At 30.5% G+C, this 21,820-nt stretch carries 7 protein-coding genes; all 7 read left to right on the forward strand.

Annotated features, from left to right (window positions below; all coding sequences use genetic code 11):
* Window positions 1–680: 680 nt before the first annotated feature.
* The 7 genes from HMPREF2852_RS05485 (at window position 681) to HMPREF2852_RS05515 (ending at window position 21,818) form a co-directional block, all read left to right on the forward strand.
* Entirely contained in the window at window positions 681–1,649 is a 969-nt protein-coding gene (locus HMPREF2852_RS05485; protein ID WP_261668132.1) for an alpha/beta hydrolase, read from the forward strand.
* 343 nt (window positions 1,650–1,992) lie between these two features.
* The gene (locus tag HMPREF2852_RS05490) at window positions 1,993–14,625 is read left to right on the forward strand and encodes a SpaA isopeptide-forming pilin-related protein (RefSeq protein WP_070606481.1); all 12,633 of its coding nucleotides are present in this window, start codon (window positions 1,993–1,995) and stop codon (window positions 14,623–14,625) included.
* 150 nt (window positions 14,626–14,775) lie between these two features.
* Window positions 14,776–15,951: an iron-containing alcohol dehydrogenase gene (locus HMPREF2852_RS05495; protein ID WP_070606484.1), complete on the forward strand. Its 1,176-nt coding sequence runs from the start codon at window positions 14,776–14,778 to the stop codon at window positions 15,949–15,951.
* A 132-nt stretch (window positions 15,952–16,083) separates the two neighbouring features.
* Window positions 16,084–16,878 carry a glutamate 5-kinase gene (gene proB, locus HMPREF2852_RS05500; RefSeq protein WP_070606489.1) on the forward strand — a complete coding sequence of 265 codons (795 nt, stop codon included), beginning with the start codon at window positions 16,084–16,086 and terminating at the stop codon, window positions 16,876–16,878.
* The gene (locus tag HMPREF2852_RS05505) at window positions 16,847–18,109 is read left to right on the forward strand and encodes a glutamate-5-semialdehyde dehydrogenase (RefSeq protein WP_070606492.1); all 1,263 of its coding nucleotides are present in this window, start codon (window positions 16,847–16,849) and stop codon (window positions 18,107–18,109) included. The genes proB and HMPREF2852_RS05505 overlap by 32 nt, the downstream gene beginning before the upstream one ends.
* A 714-nt stretch (window positions 18,110–18,823) precedes the next feature.
* Window positions 18,824–19,591 carry a pyrroline-5-carboxylate reductase gene (gene proC / locus HMPREF2852_RS05510; RefSeq protein WP_070606495.1) on the forward strand — a complete coding sequence of 256 codons (768 nt, stop codon included), beginning with the start codon at window positions 18,824–18,826 and terminating at the stop codon, window positions 19,589–19,591.
* A 295-nt stretch (window positions 19,592–19,886) separates the two neighbouring features.
* Complete coding sequence (locus HMPREF2852_RS05515) at window positions 19,887–21,818, forward strand: aconitate hydratase (RefSeq protein ID WP_070606498.1); 1,932 nt, start codon at window positions 19,887–19,889, stop codon at window positions 21,816–21,818.
* The last annotated feature ends 2 nt before the right edge of the window (window positions 21,819–21,820 follow it).

Here is a 21,820-nt window from a genome sequence, read left to right on the forward strand (position 1 = left end):
TTTCATCTACTTTGTCTACAGTCTGAGACAGTAGGTCGGAACTACTGTCTTTTTATTTACTTGTTTTCGGAATAATATTTTTTTACAAAAAATAATATCAAACCAACCAACAAGGGAAAAATAAAATTTTCCAATATTGAGGTTAACAATTTCATCACCTCTTTTCACCTATTAAGTAATAGGCAAAATTATTATATCACAATAAATAAATGAAAATCATTAGCCTTGAAAAACAAGTCCTTTGTGATATAATTTAGGTAAGAGAAGAAAACTCTTGTCAAAAAACCCTTGATTAATTTCAAGGAATACGGATGTGAAAAATGTGGAATCACCACAAAAAAAAGACAGTAGGTCGCAACTACTGTCTTTTTATTTACTTGTTTTCGGAATAATATTTTTTTACAAAAAATAATATCAAACCAACCAACAAGGGAAAAATAAAATTTTCCATTACGGATGTGATCAATCCAATCACCACCTTTCACCTATTAAGTAATAGGCAAAATTATTATATCACAATGAGATTTTTATTTTGAAATTATAAATTAAAAAGTTAAATATTTATTTAAATTAGATTAAACTTGTAAAAATATGGCATTTATTTGTGAAAAAATTTGTGGATTGAAGAATTTTTTTCCATATTGTATAATAAAATCAATATTATTTTGAGGAGATTAATGATGAAAAATAAAGTGAAAATAATAGTAGGAATTCTTTCTTTGGGATTGATTTTTGGGGGATGTAAAAATGAAAATAGTAAGGAAAATCCTTCATCAGATCCTACAATTGCTTATTCTAATAAGAATTCAAATAAATCAAACGAAGAAAAAAATAAAAAATCTGATGTTGACAAAAAAGACCAAGGAAAAGTTGTTGATGGGTCAATAAATTCTGAAATTTTAAAACAAAATTGGAAATACAAAGTTTATTTGCCAAATGGCTATGATGAAAAAAGCGATGAAAAATATCCAGTTTTGTATATGCTCCACGGTTTTGGCGGAAATTCTTCTTCAATTCTTGAAAAATCAAATACAAAAGATATGCTAGATAAAATTATGAAAGATAAAGAAAACAAAATGATTGTTGTCTTTGCTGACGGATTTTCTTCATTTTTCGTTGATAGCGACTATGATAAAAAAATGGAATCAGCTATAAAAGAGGAACTTATAAAAGAAATTGATGGAAAATATAAAACAGATGCAAACAAAACAAAAAGAGCAATCGGAGGATTTTCTGTAGGTGGCTACGGGGCAGCAAGCCTTTCACTAAGAAATCCAGATTTGTTTTCAAAAGCTCTTTTGATTTCCCCAACACTTTGGGACAAACTTGATGAAGATAGCCTAATTAGAAGAAATTATATGGCGTTTTCAGATGGAAAGCAAATGTGGTCTGATGAAGTTTATAAAGAAAAATTTCCTTCAAATTTTATAAATGAAAATACAAAAGATATTAATTTTTATATTAGAGCAAGCGAAGGCGATTCAAAAATAAACATTGAAGATATAGAAAAATTCAACAAAGACTTAGAAAAATCTGAAATAAATACACAATTCAAAAAAGACGGCAAAGAATTCGACCACGATTGGGATTATTGGAATAAAATTACAGAAGAATCTTATATGTGGGTTTTGGAAAAATTTAATAAATAAATTTTGAAAAATTCTCTTGATTTGAAAAAATTAAGAGGATTTTTTTGTTTGAAAAATTTTTTAAAATAATTTTTCATAAAAAATAAAATCATCAAAATTTTAAATTTATATTAATCATTTATTTAAATAATATATCTAAAAAAGATTGACTAAAAAACTATAAAGTTATATAATTAATTATAATTAGAAGTGTGTAAAAATTAGGAAATTTCAACTTTTAATTTAAAAAAATTATAACTAATTTCTTTAATTGATTATACTGAAAAAATTAGATTTCAAAGCTAATTAAAGAAGAAAAAATATTAATTATAAATAAAAATCGAATTTTCAAAAAGGAGTTATTATGAAAAAGATTTTAAGAAAAATGATGTCATTTGTTATGGCTGTTTTTATGGTTTTACAAGTGATGTTGCCAGCTTTTTCAACCACATCAAAAGCTGAAGAAGAAAAACCAAATTCTATAAAGGGATTAGAGGAGATGAAAGATGATGACGATGTATATTTTTCAATCCTAAAATCACAGGAAATTTATGACAAAAGCAAAAAGAAAAAGGACGAAAATAAATTTTCTATAGCAATTTCTATGCCCGATACCACTTCAAAATTTAGGTTAATAAAAAGAAATGACCTAAAATTGTATGAAGATGGATATTTCGATACAAACGAAAAGGCAAGCAAGGAATATTGGCGAGTAAAAGATATGCTAAATTCCCAAGGACTTGACCTTGATTTGGAAATCATAAAAGAAGATGAAGGCTATAAAATTGTAACAAAAGACCAATTAGAAAAGCTTGAAGAAGACGAAAATAAGAATATTTACGGTCAAAATTATTCCTACATAGATTTAAAAATAATGGATGATTTTGATTTTAATGAAAAAGGAATTCAAAAATTATTTGATGAAGATAAATTATTATTTAACTTAGAATTCATCAAATATACAAGCCTAGATCCTGATTTCGAACTATACGAAAAAGACGAAAAGGGAAATTTAAAAATCAAAAATCAAGGGGATCTTTTTGCCCTAATTCGTGAAGATAAAATAAAATTATATAATACAAACTCCTTAGAAGAAGATTACAATAAATTAAAAGCTTACAAAGAAGAAAAACAATCCGAACAACAAAAGGCTAAAGAAGAAAAAGAGCAAGAAAAGGCTCCAAGCCAAAGCCAAGAAGAAAAAGTACAAGATGAAAAATCTTCTTCTAATAAAGAAAATCTTTCACAAGATAAAAAAGAACAAAGCAATAAAGAAGATACAAAAGAAAACAAGGAAAGCAAAACAGAAGTCCAAGTAGAATCAAAGGAAAATACAAAAGAGAACACAGAAAATAAAGATAATAAAGATTCTGCACAAGAACCAAAAAAAGAAGAACAAAAAGAAAAATCTTCACAAAAAACTCAAACACAAGAAAAAAGTGAAGATAAAAAAGAAAAGAAAACTACAGAGAAAAAAGGCTTGATGCCAAAACTTAGAATGCTATTTTTAGGTCAAGACGAACCAGCAAAGGTACAAGTAAGAGCAAACCAAAATAGAGAAAGTGAACCTAGTTTAGAAAACAACAAATTCACAATTATGACAAGGTTTGAAACATCAAACCAAGCTGGTTCTATACAACCAGGTCAACATTTTGATATAAAACTTGACGATAGACTAATAGTAAAAGATCCAAAAAGTCTAAAACCAATAACCTACAAAAATGAGCAAATAGCAACCCCTTCTTATAATAAGAAAACTAATACAATCACATATAGAATAACAAAACAAATTGAAGATAATGCAAAAATCCCTCTAAATATTGATGTTGATTATAATGTCACAAAAATTAGAGAACTTGATGGAGATGCTAAAAAGCATTCTATACAAAATACAATAAGTGGAACTGGAGTAAAAGAAACAAAATTGCCACAAGTTGTAGTAGATGATAAGGGAAATGTAATAAATACAATTGCAGAACCAGGAAGTCATCAAGTTTTAGAAATTGTAGATCAAGGAGAAGATTACCAAGTATACATGGATGCAAATGGTACTCCTGTTTTGACAGATGGAGAATTAACAGCAATTGATTGGACAGTACATTTTTCAGCGACAAAAGACTTACTGGATTTAGGACTTATTTCAAATGCTACTCTAGTAAAAGGATCAGGTTTAAAAAATTTTGAAAATATTATTTTAAATGGAAAACCTATTGATTCAGATGATATAACAACAAATGAAATCGAAGGAAAATTTGGTATAAGAGAATCCAAAAATCATACCCTAAAAGAGTCAACAAAAGATGTTGTAGTTAATTTCCAAACACCAATAATGGGAAAACAACAAACATACATGATAGACTTTTCAGTTTTACTTAAAAATAGAGGGAAAACTGGTGCAGTAAGATTGCTTTTTGATAAAGGGTATCCTGAACAAAAAGTAAAAGATGATACATCCATTCGTATAGGAATGAATAATAGAACTACAATAATGGGAGAATTTACAAGCAATGATTCTGCAAAATGGACAGTGACAGATGGAGTATCTACAGGAGATGAAAATCATGGTCTTCCTCTTCAAACAAGAGAATTATCAGGAAAACAAAGCCTAACATCATCAAAAATGGCAGTTTATGGAATAGATACAACAACAGGCAAGATGGTTGAAAAAATTGGAGAAACAGATCTAAATAAAACTATTCCAGAAAAAGAAACAAATCCAAGCGAACCTCAACTTCCAGGAAGAATAGCAGTTTACGAATACAAGACTAATATAGATGAAGACGAAGCAGGATATACATTAGCTGGAGTAAACATAAATAAATATGAAGATGTAAAAGTAAATCAAAGTTGGAATAAACTTGATAGTCAAAAAATTCCAGACCAAAAAATTATAGTTGAAGATGAAAAGGGAAATAAAATAAAAACAATAGATGTTCCTGGAGAAACAGACTATAAAAGTCAAAGAGATTTGGTACTTGATAAGGTAAAAACATGGAATATTTCTGCTGATGGGAAAGAAGAAAAAATAAATCATAAATTAGTTCAAGAATTCCCAGCTGATTTTCAAGATGGCACAAAAACCTACACCTACACAGAAGTAGCTAATTACCAAAAATCAGATGATAAAGTTCATCATCTTGTAAACTGGATATCAGAAAAAGACGAAAGCATAAATGCAAACTTTACAATAGTAAAAACCGATGCAAAAGATGGAAATAAAAAATTATCAGGAGCAACATTTAAATTAGAAAATGCTAATGGAGTAAGAGAAGTTATCACAGATGATAATGGTCAAGCTAGATTTTCAAATGTAAAACCTGGCACTTACGTACTTTCAGAATCAAAAGCTCCAACAGGATATAAATTAGACCAAGAAGAAAAAGAAGTTATAGTGTCTAAAAATGGAAAAGTATCTGTAAGCGGAAATAATGTAAGTATTACAGGAGGAAAAACTCAAACCCAATTTAGAGAACATAATCAAAAACCAAGTTGGCCAGATTATATGAACTCAATGGATTTTGCAAAGATTGATGGTAATGGAAATATAACAAGCTACATTTACCTAAAACCAAGAGCAAATTATACCGGAGGTTCAACAAATAGAGATACAAGATTAAACCTAAACGTAAATGGTGGACAAATACAAACAGTAGAAGTATTTGATGTCGACCCATACTATAGAGATAAAATTGTACAAGCTATGAAAGATCAAGGCACAGTTGAAAATGCAGAAAATCTTGGTTCTAGTGTCCTAAACAAAGGCGTAGATGATGATATAACAGCAAATAAAAATGAAAAAGATCCTTATACTGGAAAAACTGGTACACAAATCAAATTTCCTAAACAAAGATTTACAAATGATTGGGGATTTTTGGTAAAAGTCACAGCAACAGGAAATGAATCTACATCAGTATCTTACGATTGGTTGACCGATCCTCCACAAGATACATCAAAAAATGCAATGATACAAGCAGATGTAAATATTTCATCAGCCGACGCAGACGACAATGAGAGCATAATAAAAATTCAAAACGAAGAGTTGCCAAAACAATCTGTAAAAATCATAAAAGTAGATGATGATAGACAAAAAAGAAATCCATTAGCAAACGCAAACTTTGTCCTAAAAGATAAAGAAGGAAAAGTATTAAAAACAGTTATAACAGGCGTAGATGGACAAGCAGATTTTGGAAAACTTCCAGCAGGAACTTATAGAATAGAAGAAGAAAAAGCCCCAAGAAATCACAATGAATCAGATGTTTATTTTGAAGTAAATGTAAGTGAAAATGGATCAGTAAAATATACAGCCAAATTCTTGGATGGAGTTGGTACACCAACCAATGGTATAGATTATTATATAGAAAATAAAGATATAGCTGACACAGGAGAAAAATTAAGAGTATCGAATGCTAGTCAAGAAATGACGCTTCCTGAAGGACCAGGATCAGGTTCTATAGGACATAAACCAGGTGTATGGGAAGCTTATGAATTTGAATCACTTCACTACCACGCAGAGGCTCGTCTAGAAGGAGTAAGACCAGGTTCAGTATTTAAAATACAATTTGATCCTAACTTGAATTTTGTACAATATGTTTACGAAATTCCAGATTTAAGAGATGAAAATGGTCAAGTTATAGCAAAAGCATATTTTGACTACCAAACTAATCTTTTGACTTATATATTTACAGAAAATCAAAAACAAAACTATGCTTATTTAAAACTAGATATAAATGGAATAATTCCAGATAAATACTGGGCACAATACAGTGGAAAATGGACAGTAACAAATACTTTGGATCCAGATGGGGTAGCAAAAAAAGATTCATATACTATAGATGCAGATTATGAATGGTATTGGAATCAAGGACCAGGACCATTAACTGCAAATTACTATACAGATATATATGAAGAAAATGGAGAAAAATATTTTAAAGGAGTATCTTACTACAACGCAGTAGATGAAAAAAAATCGAAAGCAGCAAGGACTTTAAGATATGACTGGATATCAGCAATTCAAAAAGAAAGAGTTCCACTTATGGAGAACTACCCAGCAGATGGACAACCAGCTTATGAATTGGATAATATGCAAATTTACAAAGTATATCCATATAAAGATTACTACAATGGAACTCATGGAAATCCAAAAGATATTGTAAATACAAAATTCAAATACATGCCTTTATCTTATGGTGTACGTCCTGAAAAAAATCCTGAAATATATAATTTAGTATATTCAAGAGACGATTTTACATCATCATTCCAAGATAGACAAAGTAACCTTTCAGTTAGATATAATAAAGATAATATTAAATCATCTGGAACAATAAACCAATATAAGCATGCAAAACACCCTCTTGAAATAGATGTGCCAGCAATTTCTACAGCAGATGAAGGTTACGTTATAATGCAAACTTTCAAAGTAACAGACTTTGAAAAATATAAGCAAAAATGGAGACTATATTATATGTCTGATGGTAATAGGCAAACTGCATCTTACCAAAAAGGAAATTATAACTCAGCTGCTGCTAGTCAATCTGGAAAAGAAATACCAAAAACTTATGTTCAAATTGTAAAATTGCCAAACTTCCCTTATACTGCTGGTAAGTTTAAAATAAAGAAAACAGACCAATCAACAGGAAAAGATTTAAGAGGAGCAGTATTTACTCTAACTTCAAAAAATGGAAATACAATAAATAGGTCTACAGATAATGAAGGTATAGTAAACTTCACAGAGCTTGCGCCTGGAACATATACCTTAATTGAAAGTAAAGCACCAGAAGGATATAAAAAACTTGAAACAAAATGGCAAGTTATAGTAAACGACGATGGAAATGTAAGAATTACAGAAAATTCTATCACTGGAGTAGGCGGAAGATATGAAGGAAAATATCTAACAATCCCAGTAAGTAATAAGCCAGCTGGAACAAAGTTTAGAGTTTACAAAAAAGATAATGACGGCAAGGCTCTACAAGGAGCAAAATTTGCAATAACAGATAAAAAAGAAACCACAACAATAGCAGAAGGAATTTCAAATGCTAATGGTTTAGTTGAATTTAATAAGGAATTGCAAGATGGAACATACGTTCTAAAAGAAATCGAAACTCCAAAAGGATATAAAAAGCTTGATCAAAAATGGGTTCTTGAAGTAAGTGACGGAAAAACAAAAGTTTATACCTATGTTTCAGATTCAACACAAACTGATATAAAATCAATCCTTGCTCAAGGCGGAAATTGGATTAATGTGAAAGGAAGAGATACATCAAAGTTCACAAATTATGATAATAGATGGACAGGCTGGGCAGGAAATAATCAAAACGCACGTTACTTAGGAACAAGAATTATTGCAATAAATGAAGAAAAAAATTACGTTGTTCAAAGATTTATAATAAATCCAGAAGCATCCGAAATTGAAGAAAATACAAAAGTGTCAATCCACAGAGAAAAACCACAGTATGATAATATGACTTGGTATGATGGAGATGCTGAATACAAAGTATTCAAATTAGATAAGCCAGTAACAGGATTAATTTCAGATGTAAGACTTGCAAATTACAATGTAGAAGATATAACAGATGAAGTTAAAAAATCTGAAAAAGCAGAAGTAGGAAGATACGGAGAACCTAACCGTTTGGCAATGACCTTGCCTCCTACAAACCAACCTATAGTAGTTGATGTAAAAGTTCCATACAAAAATAAAGATGGTGGAGTTGGTCTTGGATTAGATTGGTACTCAGAAGATAATCAAATTTATTGGAAGAGTGATTACTACGAAAAAGTTTCAGGTATTAAAAAATCTGACCCAATAATTGGAGAGGCTGGAAATATAAAAGGTACTTATATTTCAGATGATTCACTTGATGTAACAAACGAAAAAGAAAGATTCCAATTTAAAGTTAAAAAAGTAAGAAAGCTAGATCCTAATCAAGCAATAGAAGGAGCAACTTTCAAACTAATAGGACCAGATCCATCAAAAGATGAAAGATATATGACAACCGACAAAAAAGGTATGATAACTTTCACAAATCTTGAACCAGGAACATACACTTTGGTAGAAGAAAGCCCTGCTTCAGGTTACGAAAAAGTAGACACAGATTGGACAGTAACAATTACAGCTGAGGGAAAAACTTTTATAAAACAAAATAATCAAAATGCCCAAAATACATCACTTTTAAATTATAAGTCAGAAAGATCACTTTCCAATAAAGATATTGCAAATGAAGAATTAATAAATAATAGAGCTTACTATCTTGCAAGAATGGCAAAAGATTCTAGAGATGAAAATGAAGGACTTGAAATTTCTGAAATAAATCCAAGAAATCTTTTGGAAAATGCACAAAGAGCTGAAAGTGATTGGGAAAAAATCGATCCAGAAAGATCTGAAAAAACAAACTTAGATGATAAGATTAAAAGATCAACAAATGACAAGGTCATTTTAGAAACTAGAATGACAGAAATAAATAAAGTTGATAATAAATTTAGACAAGTATTCTTATTTGGACAATCAACATTTGGTAAAAAACCTCGTAAAATAGAAATTCACAGTCAGCCTGAAAAATTTGATGTAAGAAAAAATCCTCCAAAACAAGCAACGATTACGGTATATCAAGTTACAGGTGATAGCTTAGATAATATTGGCACAAAAACAGATATAACTAATAAAGTTGTATTTGTTCAATATGACAAAAATGGGAAATTTAGAATAAAAGCTGATAAAGTCGATGCAAATATCACAGGAAATATTTTGGTAGAAGTTGAAACCTATTATGATGAAACCAAAGGAATAGGGCTAGGAACGGATTATATTTCAAACACAACTAACCCAAGATATAGTACAAACTGGATTGGAGAATCTTACGCAAGTGAAGATAAAATTAACAAAGGCCCAGTTATAACTTATGATTATGTTTGGAAATTTGAAAATGATATTCAACCAAGTACAATTGATGTTCCAGAACCTGACAAATATGAGGATGAAACTTGGACGGTAGAAGGAAAAGCTGGTAAACTTTATAGAAAATATAAGAGAGAGCTAGCTAATGGAGTTGCAACTGGAAATGAAGAAAAAACAGAAGAAACAAAAGAAGATCCAGCACCAGTTCCTAACGAATATCATCATGGTACAAAGAAAAGACCAGAATCTAGAACAACAAATCCTGTAAGTTTAACAAAAGAAATTCCATTCGATACGATAACAACTGACGATCCTAATTTAAAACAAGGCGAGATAGTAGTTGATGTAGATGGAGAAAATGGACAAGCTGAATATAAATATTCTGTAACATTTGATAGGAAAAATGAACCAGATGCACAAAAACCTGCTGATTGGCCAGAAAATTTACCAGTACCAGAAAAACAAGCAGGCGAAAGAATCGCAGCTTATAACATTGAATTTGTAAAAGAGATTAAGCCAAAAACTGATAAAAAACAACGTCGAGGAACAAGAGTTGACGGAGAAGAATTATCAGATAAGACAGCAACAATTACAAATAAACAAACTGGTATAGAATTTAAAATCTTAAAACAAAAATCTTATGGTAAGTATATAAAAGGTGCAAAGTTTACTATTAAAAAATATACAGATAAAACTTACACAACTGTTGATAAAAAATTTGATGAAGTGACTGCTACATCAGATGATAATGGTTTGGTAAGATTTATTGATAAAAATGGAGAAGTTGTAAAACTACAAAAAGATGGTTATTATCAAGTAGAAGAAGTGGAAGCTCCAGTTGGCTACAAAAAAGTTCCAGCTCCATGGAAACTCCATGTTATTGAAGAAAAAGGACAATTGATTATTAAATCAACAGGTCCTGAGTACACACCAGCAAACTATGTTGCAAGTGATAAGGCAAAAGCTGGAGAAAACTTAAATGATCCTAATGCTCAAATAAAATATTCATCAAAAATTACAAATATTGATACAACTCTAGGAACTTATGTTCAAAGAATCTATATTGATACGAGAGGATATACTGGAAATGAAAAAATAAATGTACAAATAAATCCAGTAATAAAAAGAGATGAAAGAGATTATGGTACAGCAGCAGCTCCAACAACAGAAACTGGAGGAGTAAAAACTGCTTATAGAACAACTTATAAAATCAAAAACCCAGATGGTGTAGATATTAATGAAGTATTGAACAAGTACGACATTTCAAATCAAAATGTTTCAATGGTTAATACTGCAAGATGGAGACCATTCGATTGGGGATTTGATGAAGACCAATTAAATCTTGAAAAGGGTGTTTATTTTATAGACATTGAAGGATATTTTGATAGAATTCCTAAAAATAGAGATGATATTAAAAAATTAGAAAATATTGATATAAAAGTCGACTTCTATGAAGGAGAAAGAAAATTCCAACACCGTGGTGGAGCTGATAAAAACTATGGTTTTGTTGATGGCGGTTCTTATCAATTAGGTAATATTAACCTTGGTGTTACAGGTGATACTAATTTTGGTAAAATGAGCACATCAAATAAGGAAAATCCAAATGAAAAAGGAAAATATCCAAACTATTTGAGTAAAGGTTGGTATGATACTGGTGGAACATGGTGGGATACTGGTAGAATTTATCCTGCAATTGGAGATAAGGTAGAAAAACTTTCATCAGTAACTACAAGTGCCAATATCAATTCATTGTATGAATCTAACAATAGTGAAACTGTTGATAACGAGGGACTACGCATTAACAATGAACAGTCTGATTACAATATAACTTTCTCTAAACATGGAAGAGATGAAGAAGGATTAGACATAAATGATCCGAAAATTACTAAAAATAGACTAGAGGGTGCTGTATTTAAAATTCAAACTTATCTAGGTCCACAATATGGCTGGGAAGATGTTGAAGGAAAATATGTATCATCAGCTTTCAATGGATATTTTGGATTTAGAGGTCTTAAAGAAGGCCGTTATAGAGTTTTGGAAGTAAAGGCACCAAATGGCTACAAACAAATTAAAGATCCAATTATAGACTTTAATATAGAAGTTTCAAAGGAAGATTTAGTAATTACAGATCCAACTACTGGTTACGAAAAAATTATTCCAAAAGGAAATGGATATATTAGAATAAATTACCAAAATAAATCAATTTACCATTATGATGGAACAGAAACCGACGGTAAACTAATTGACTATGTAACGGCAGCAACTGCTAAGAACATGGGTAAAATTATCAACGAAAAACCTGGAAAAGGTAAAATAAGTGTAAATAAAGTTGACGATAAAGGAAGAAGTTTAAACGGATTTAAAAATCAAGCAGGCGATTTAATCGGAGCGAAATTCAAACTAACAAGAACGAGTGCGAAGAAAAATGAAGATGGAGAGCCTGTAAGCAAATCAGAATATACTGAAACTATTGGAGAAAATGGAACTTTAACATTTGAAGGACTTCCTATAGGAAATTATAGGCTTGAAGAAATTGAATCTCCTCCAGGATATGTAAAATCTGATAGTGTTTGGAACTTTACAATCGGTGGAGATAAACTTGACCCATACAGTGGTCCTATCCAAAGAACTGGGAAAAATCTTACTGACTCAATAGAAATGACTGATTCAAGTATAGAAATTCTTAGACCGCACAAGCAAAAGGGAGATAATACTACAGGAAATGATGAAATAAGACCTCATCTTGGCCAAAGTATGTTATTTGAAAATAAATTCAAACCAAAGGATGGACTTGATATTAATCCTGGAGATTATTTTGTATTAAATCTTAGTGACAATATTGATCTATGGGGAATATTGAGAAATGAAGATAAGAATATAGATATTTTTGCTGATGGAGTTGGTACAATAGCAAAAGGAGAGTATGACAGAGAAAATAATAGAATAATTTATACTTTCACTGATTATGCTAGACAATTTGAATTGATAGAATTTTCAAATGCTTTAACAGCCCACATTAACTTATACAAAGTTCAAAATTCTTCTACTCAAAATCTTGGAATGAGAGTAGGAAATGATACTAAAAATTATAAGAACATGCAAGTAACTTATGATCCAGAAATGGCTGAAAATATAGTAGGTAATACACATCTTAATATGGCATCAAAGATAACAAGCTTTGATGTAAAAACTGGTAAGTTTGAACAATACTTCTACATTAACAAGCTAAGAAAAACATCTGGTCCATTGAATTTCTATTATAGACCAAATCAATTAGTTACTAATTTGGAAATAGAAACACAAGCATTGAATAATAATTCTGGTCAAAATATTAACTTATACATGCCTGAATCTTTTGGAGTTGATGATAACAGCCCAGGAACAACTAAGTATCATAAAGCTTATTGGGAGAGTGTTCCTAAAGGTGGAAGTGCAAATTATCTTTTAGAAAGATCAAATGTTAGCCAAAATGATTCTTATATAGTAAAAGTCACAGGATATTTAAAAGTTGGAGAAGAAACTGATTATGAATCAACAGTATTTCTTGAAGATGCTATAACAAGATATTATGTACAAAGAGTTAATAGTATCTACGTCTTTAAACAAAAAAATACAGGAGAAGCTAAGTTTAGTATAAAAGCTATAAATAAACCTAATAAAATACTATTTAAAAAGGTTGATTCAAAGAAAAATCCATTAAAGGGTGCAACATTTGGTTTGTACAAAAAAGATACAAAAGATGGAATCTTTAAGTATGTTGATGGTTTTGATAAAGAATCAAAAGAAGATGGAACGTTTGGGTTTGATCATCTTGAAGAAGGAGATTATCAAGTACAAGAATTTAATCCACCTACAGGTTATAAAAAAATTGAAGGTGCTGTTTACGAGTTTACTGTTGAAAAAACTGGTAGAATTGTAAGAAAAATAGTCAAAGAAGATGGAAGCGAACAAGTTGAAGAAATAAGTTCTACTGTTCCAATCGAAATTGTAAATCTTAAAGAGCAAATAATTAAGTTTAAGAAAACTGACCAAGATGGTAAACAACTTGCTGGTGCAGAATTTGAACTTCATTATAAAGAAAATCCAGATGCAGATTACGAAAAAGATAAATTCGTCTTATACAAAGAAAATAATGGTAAGGGAAGAATATTCTTGAAAGAATCTGAAAAAGCTCCGCTAGGTTATACAAAGTCAGATGATAATATTCTAAAATCAGGAGATGATGGACTTATAGAATTTAAATTCTATGAGAATGGCTACTATGCACTAAAAGAAGTTAAAGCTCCAGATGGATATTCAAAAGTTGATGGTTATGTAAGAGAATTTGCTATAATTGATGGAAAACTTAGAGTAAAATCACAAGCAAGTGTTGGAAATATTAAAAAGGATGAAAAATCTACAGATGCTAATGATACAGTAGCTTATGCTACACTAACAAACAGAACTACTTCAGGTCTTGGATTGTTAGAAATGTATTATGTAATAAATCCAAACAACGAAGAAAGAACTTACTCTGATAACGATAAATTTATAATCGACTACATCAATAATACAGATAACAGGTCTGGAAAAGTAGATGTTTATAGACTTAAAAAAGGAGAAAAACCATCAGATAAGACAAAAGCTGATGCGAATATAGCTACTAATTTACCAACAGAATTTGAAGGTAAGAGAGTAGAATTTAGTTTGAAAGAACTTGCAGGAGCTGAAAAATCTTCTGATAAGATTGTAATAAAGGTAAATGCACTAGACTATGGTGTAGCTAGAAATGATGAAATAAAAACAAGCTTAATTGCAAATGGAAAAACAGTTGAAGCTATGTATAGTTTTAATTCTGGAAGAATTCCAGCTAATTTACAAGCTTTACTTGATAACATAGAAAAGCAAAAACAAAACGATGAAAAATCTTATGTTTATGTAGACTATGTTGAGCCAAAGGCAGATAATTCTGATGTAATGCAAATTATTAATAGGAAAGTATCTCTTCCAATGACAAATGGTATTAGAGCTTGGATTGGATTTACTATTATAGGACTTGTTCTTATGATTCTTGCGGCTTATTATTACAACAAAAAGAAAAACAAGGCGCTAGAAATTGAAAAAAATTAATAAAAATTAAAATTTAATTTGTAAATTTTAAAAGTTTTAACTGACTTTATTTTGAGTTTTTCTCAAATTAGAGTCAGTTTTTTTGTATAAAATTTAAATTTATATTGGTTAGTTTTGGGTAAGTATTTACTAGAGAAAAAAGGAGGATTTATGTTAGATTTTACTTATAATATTCCAACAAAAATACATTTTGGAAAAGATGCTCTTGATTTTGTGGGAGAGGAAGTTAAAAAATATTCTGATAAGGTGCTTATCACTTATGGTGGTGGATCTATCAAGAAAAATGGAGTTTATGATAAGGTTATAAAAGAGCTTAAAAATTCTGGAGTTGAAATTTTTGAGCTTTCTGGAATTGAACCAAATCCTAGGATTGATTCTGTAAGAGAAGGTATAAAAATAATTAAGGAAAATAATATTGGGGCAATTCTTGCTGTTGGCGGTGGCTCTACAATTGATGCATCAAAATTTATGGCGGCTGGTGCTTGTGCAGATTTTGATCCTTGGGAATTTATTTCAAAAGGAAAACCAATGAGCCCTGCAATTCCACTTTTGTCAGTTCTTACCATGGCTGCAACCGGTTCTGAAATGGATAATGGTGGGGTTATTACAAATCCTGAAACAAAAGAAAAACTTTCATCAGGTCACGAAGATACCAGACCAAAAGTTTCATTTTTAAATCCAGAAATCACATATTCTGTAAATGAATTCCAAACAGCTTGTGGTTCTAGCGATATTTTATCTCACATTTTTGAATCCTATTTTAATGTTGATGATTCAATGTTTATGCTTGATAGAATTATGGAATCTTTGATGAAAACTGTAATAAAATACGGGCCAATTGCCATGAAAGATCCTAAAAATTATGAGGCAAGGGCAAATCTTATGTGGGCATCATCTTGGGCAATCAATGATTTTATTGCAAATTCAGCAAAGGCATCTTGGACAGTTCATCCAATCGAACACGAACTTTCAGCCTTTTATGACATAACCCACGGTCTTGGACTTGCGATTTTGACACCAAGATGGATGGAATATGTTTTGAGTGAAAAAACTGTTCATAAATTCTATGATTTGGGAGTAAATGTTTTTGATATTGACAAAAATCTTGACCAAATGGAAGTTGCAAAAAAAGCTATAGAAAAAACAAAAGAATTTTTCTTTGAAAATCTTGGACTTGATTCAAATTTAAGAAAAATAAATATAGACGATGAATATTTTGAACAAATGAGCAAAAAAGCCTGTGGCAAAAACGGCAAAATAAATGGTTTTGTAGAACTTAAACCTGAAGATGTGAAAAAAATTTATCAAATGTGCCTTGAGGATTAATAATTTGAAAAATTTTAATAGTAATTTAAAATCAAATAATAAATAATTTTTAATACTAAACACCCTACAAAAAGGGTGTTTTAAATTGCTTATTTTTTCGTTTTCTTATAAAATATAATATGGTGAAAAAATATGAGAGAATTTAGTAATGATTTAAAAAAAATAGTTATAAAAGTAGGTTCTTCTTCTGTAAGCCACGAAAATGGTGGGGTTGATATTGAAAGAATTGAAGAGCTTGCTAAGGAAATTGTAAATTTGGAAAACAAGGGCATTAAGGTGATTTTGGTTTCATCTGGTGCTATTGCAACTGGGGCGAATAGGCTCAATGTTAAAAGACCTAGAAATGATATTAGCAAAAAACAAGCCACAGCTGCCGTTGGGCAGGTTACTTTGATGAATACTTTCCTCAAAGCTTTTGCGGAATATGGGTATTCTATCGGGCAGATTCTTCTTACAAGAATGGTTGAAACCAACGAAGTTATGAATTTTAATGCCAAAAATACTATAAATGATTTGTTGGAAATGGGAGTTATTCCGATTGTAAATGAAAATGACACGATTTCTACTTACGAAATTGATTTTGGGGACAATGATACCCTATCATCTGTTGTTGCAAAATTGGTTGATGCTGATTTGCTTATGCTTTTGTCAGATATTGACGGGCTTTATACAGATGACCCTAGAATTAATAAGGATGCAAAATTAATCAAAGAAGTTAATGTGATTGATGAAAAATTAAGGTCAATGGGTAAGGATTCTTATTCAAATCTTGGAACAGGTGGCATGGCTACAAAAATTAATGCAGCTAACCTTTGTATGGAAAAGGGAATTGATACGGTAATTGCAAATTCAAAAGATTTGAAAAATATTAGAAAAATAGTGAAAGGAGAGGAAATTGGAACAATCTTTAAAAGAAAAATTGACTAAAATGGGCGAGCTTTCCAAAAAAGCAAAAAAAGATTTTGTAAGGCTTTCAACAAAAGATAAAAATAAAATTTTAGAAAATATAAAAATTTCCATGGAAAAAAACAGGAAAAATATTCTTGATGCCAACAAAAAAGATTATGACAAGGGACTTTCTAACAATATGGCAGAAGGTCTTCTTGATAGGCTTAAACTTGATGATGAAAGAATTGATTCAATGATTTTATCAATCGATCAAATGATAAAACTTCCTGATCCAATTGGAAAAATGACTGATGTGAGAACTCTTGAAAATGGACTTTTGATTGGGAAAAAATCAGTTGCAATCGGAGTTTTGGCAATGATTTATGAGGCAAGGCCAAATGTAACCTTGGATGCATCAATTCTTGCCATAAAATCTTCAAATTCCATAATTTTAAGAAGTGGAAAAGAGGCCATAAATTCTTCCCTTGCCATTGCAAAAGCCATTAGAGAAGGAATAAAAAACACAGGTTTCGATGAAAATATTGTCCAAATAATTGACGATACAAGTAGGGATTCATCAACTGAGCTTATGAAATTAAATGGCTATGTAGATTTGTTGATTCCAAGAGGTTCAGCATCTTTGATAAATGCAGTTGTAAAAAATGCAAGTGTACCAACCCTTGAAACAGGAGTTGGAAATTGCCATTTGTATGTTGATAAGTACGCTGATATTAAAAAAGCCTTAAAAATATTTGAAAACGGTAAAACCCAAAGAATAGGTGTGTGCAATGCCATTGAAAGTTTAGTCGTTCACAAAGACATCGATCAAAGTTTTTATGATGGATTAAATAAAATTGTAGAAAAATACAAATTAAAAGTTCACGCTTGTAAAAATACAATAGGAAAAATAAAGGGAGCAATACCTGCAAGTGAAAAAGATTATGGCAAGGAATATTTGGATTATGAATTTTCAGTAAAAGAAGTAGAAAATATAGATTGTGCAATTGATCACATTTACAAATATTCCACAGGCCATTCAGATGCAATAATTACAGAAAAAATAGAAGAAGCAAATAAATTCATCCAAGAAGTGGACTCAGCCTGCGTTTACGTAAACGCTTCAACAAGATTTACAGACGGTTCAGAATTTGGATTTGGAGCAGAAATAGGAATCTCAACCCAAAGACTTCACGCTAGAGGACCAGTTGGGTTGAATGAGCTTACAACTTATAAATATGTGATTTTGGGAGAAGGGCAAATTAGGGAATAATAATCTTTTTTAAGATTATTTTAGAAAGTTAAATTTTATTTTATAATAAATTGATATATTGATTTAATCCTTCGATACTAAGGGGACAAATTAGGGGACTTCCGATTGTCCCCACAATTTTTCCCCTTAAACCCCTTTTAACGAACCCCCTTAACCGGCCCTTGCAGGGGGCAAAATCAGAAAGAAACTTGCGTTTCTTTCGTTTTTTAAAATGATTATCCTAATTTAATTAGAATAAAAGCCCAAAATAAATAAATTCTAAGTTCATTAAAAGAGAAAAAATAAACTCACTAACGTTCAAACAATTTTTTCTCTAATAATTAACTTGAATTTATAATTATTTTTAAACAGCAATCAAATTTAAAAAATTTGAAAGAAGCGTTAGCTTCTTACAAAATTAGCTCCATGCAATGGTCGGTTGCAGGGGGGTAAAAAGGAGGGGGTTGTTAGGGGGAGGAATTAATTTTATAAAGTAAAAAACTTTAAGATAAATAAAAAACATATAATAATATATTTCAAACTGTTGACAGACTAAAATTTTAACCATTTCGATCAAGTGTGACTAGTGAAGAATCTCATGAGATCTCTCCATGCGTTCGTTTCACTCACTTAGTCGAGATGGTGAGTAGTGTAATTTTAAATTATTTAAAAATTATAATATAAATTTTGTCCAGCTTTTAAATGTAAAAATATATTTTTCTATAAGGAGGAAATATGAAAATTGGTATTATCGGCATTGGGAATATGGGTTCTGCTATTGCCAAAGGTCTTTTGGGCAAAAATGAACTTTTTTTATCTAATAGGGGATCTAATTTAGAATTTTTTAAGGATAAAGAAGTTTCTATAATGGAAAATAGAAAAGTCGTTGAAAATTCTGATTATATAATTTTGGCTGTAAAACCAAATTATTATAAAGAAGTGATTGATGAAATAAAAGATTTGTTGGAAAATAAAGTATTTATTTCAATTGCTGCAGGTTTTACTATAGAAAAACTTGAAAATTTATTGGGATCTGATAAAAAAATTGTTATGACTATGCCAAATACTCCTGCATCTGTTGGGGAAGGGATGTCAATTCTTTGTCCAAATTCAAATGTTAGTGAAGATGAATTTTCAAATGTTTTAGAAATTTTTTCATCTTTTGGCAAGGCTATAAAAATTGACGAAAATCAATTTGATGCAGCAAGTGTTGTAAATGGTTGTCTGCCTGCTTTTGTGGATTTATTTATGGAAAGCTTGTCTGATGGGGCAGTTCTTTGTGGACTTAAAAGAGATATTTCTTATAAATTAATCGCCCAAACAATAATAGGATCAGCAAAATTAATGGAAGAGTCAGGAGAGCATCCAGGACTTTTAAAAGATAAGGTGACAAGCCCAAAAGGAACAACAATCGAAGGAGTGAAGGCCTTGGAAGAAAATAATTTTAGGGCAGGTTTGATAAAGGCAGTTGAGGCTTCTTTTAATAAAGCTAAAAATATGTAATTAAATTCATGGGGGATTTTTTAAATAAAATTTCCTATGAATTTTTTTATACGCAAAAATAATCCAAGAGATCTCAAGGTAAAAGCAAGTATAAAAGAAAAATTAAACTTAGAGTTTTTTGCCACGCTATAGATGTGTTAAATTTTTTATTGAATTAATTGCTAAAGTACGAATAAAAAATTTTTTGATTTAATAAAATAAATAATTCCTCACTTTAGGTGGGGATATTTTTTGGAAATTATTTTACTTCAGCGTATAATTATTACAATAATATATTAAAGTAAAGAGGTAAAAAATGAAAAAATCATTAGCTATAAAAATTTTAGAAAACCATCTTTTACAAGGAAAGATTAAAACTGGCGAGGAGATTTGTATTAAAATCGATCAAACTTTAACTCAAGATTCTACGGGGACTATGGCTTATTTGCAACTTGAGGCTATGGATATTAGAGATGTAAAAACTGAAAATTCTCTTGCATACATTGATCATAATATTCTCCAACAAGGATTTGAAAATGCTGATGACCATGAATTTATAAAATCTGCGGCAAATAAATTTGGTATAACTTTTTCAAAGGCTGGTTGTGGAATTTGCCACCAAGTTCAATTGGAACAATTTGGAAAAGTTGGCAATACTCTTTTAGGTTCCGATTCTCATACTCCAACGGGCGGTGCTTTGGCACAAATTGCAATTGGGGCAGGGGGACTTGATGTGGCTGTTGCTATGGCAAGAGGTTTTTATTTTATAAAAGTGCCAAAAATTTTTAATATAAAACTTAATAATTCCTTGAAAGATTATGTAAATGCCAAGGATTTAATTTTATATATTTTGGGGAAATTATCAGTCAAAGGCGGAACGGGATATATTATGGAATATTCTGGAGAAGGTGTAAAATCTTTGTCTGTAACTGACAGGGCGACAATTTGTAATATGGGAGCTGAGCTTGGGGCGACGACTTCGATTTTTCCATCTGATGAAAATACTTTAAAATATTTAAAAAGCCAAAATAGAAAAGAAGATTATAAAAAATTAGAGGCAGACGAAGATGCTTTTTATGATGAGGTTATGGAAATTGATTTAGGCGAAATTGAACCTGCTGTGGCAAGGCCTCATTTTCCAGACCAATACCAAAAAATTTCTGAAATGGAGAAAGTAAAAATCGACCAAGTTGCAATCGGATCTTGTACCAATTCATCTTATATGGATATGATGAAAGTTGCATCAATTCTTGATGGGAAAAAAGTTCATCCTGATGTATCTCTTGTAATTTCTCCAGGTTCTGCCACAATTTTGGAAAAATTATCAGAAAACGGGGCCCTTGCAAAAATGATTAAGGCAGGTGCTAGGATTTTGGAATCGGGTTGTGGGCCTTGTATCGGGATGGGCCAAGCTCCAAAAGCTGGTGGAATTTCTCTAAGATCTTTTAATAGAAATTTTAAGGGAAGATCTGGTACGATTGATGCTAAAATTTATCTTGCAAGTCCAGAAACCTGTGCGATTTCTGCGATTAACGGTTACATATCAAATCCTAAAGATTCCAAATTTAAAAAAGATTTTGACGAAAATATTATTTTTGACCACACTGATGCTTATTTTATAAAAAGGGAAGAAGATTTATCAAAAAGAATTAAAGAAACTGTAAAAGGGAAAAATATTAAGCCATTTCCAAAGGCAAGTCCTGTTGCTGAAATAAATTCAAAAATAATTTATAAGGCGGGCGATGGAATTACGACTGATGATATTTGTCCATCAAACGCTAGGCTTTTGCCATTTAGGTCAAATATAGAATATTTATCAGAATTTGCCTTTACAACAAAAATCGACGATTTCAAAAAAAGAGCAGAAGAAAATTCTGGTGGGATAATTGTTGCGGGTGTAAATTATGGCCAAGGCTCATCAAGAGAGCATGCTGCTTTAATTCCTTTGTATCTTAATATAAAAGCAGTTATTGCCAAATCTTTTGCAAGAATCCACAGGTCAAATTTGATTAACAATGCAATCTTGCCATTAGAATTTGAAAATGAAAGTGACTATGAAAAATTATCAGAATTTGATAATATTCAAATAAAAAATATAGAAAATTCTTTAGAAAGCGGGGAATTTATTTTAAAAGATTTGGATAAGGATATAGAAATAAAAGTTAGGGGAGAATTTTCAAAAAGAGAAATTGAAATATTAAAAATGGGTGGCTATTTAAATTATGCCAAAAATTTAGAATTGGAGTAATT

The organism is Anaerococcus sp. HMSC065G05 (assembly GCF_001812365.1).
Classification (GTDB): Bacteria; Bacillota; Clostridia; order Tissierellales; family Peptoniphilaceae; genus Anaerococcus; species Anaerococcus vaginalis.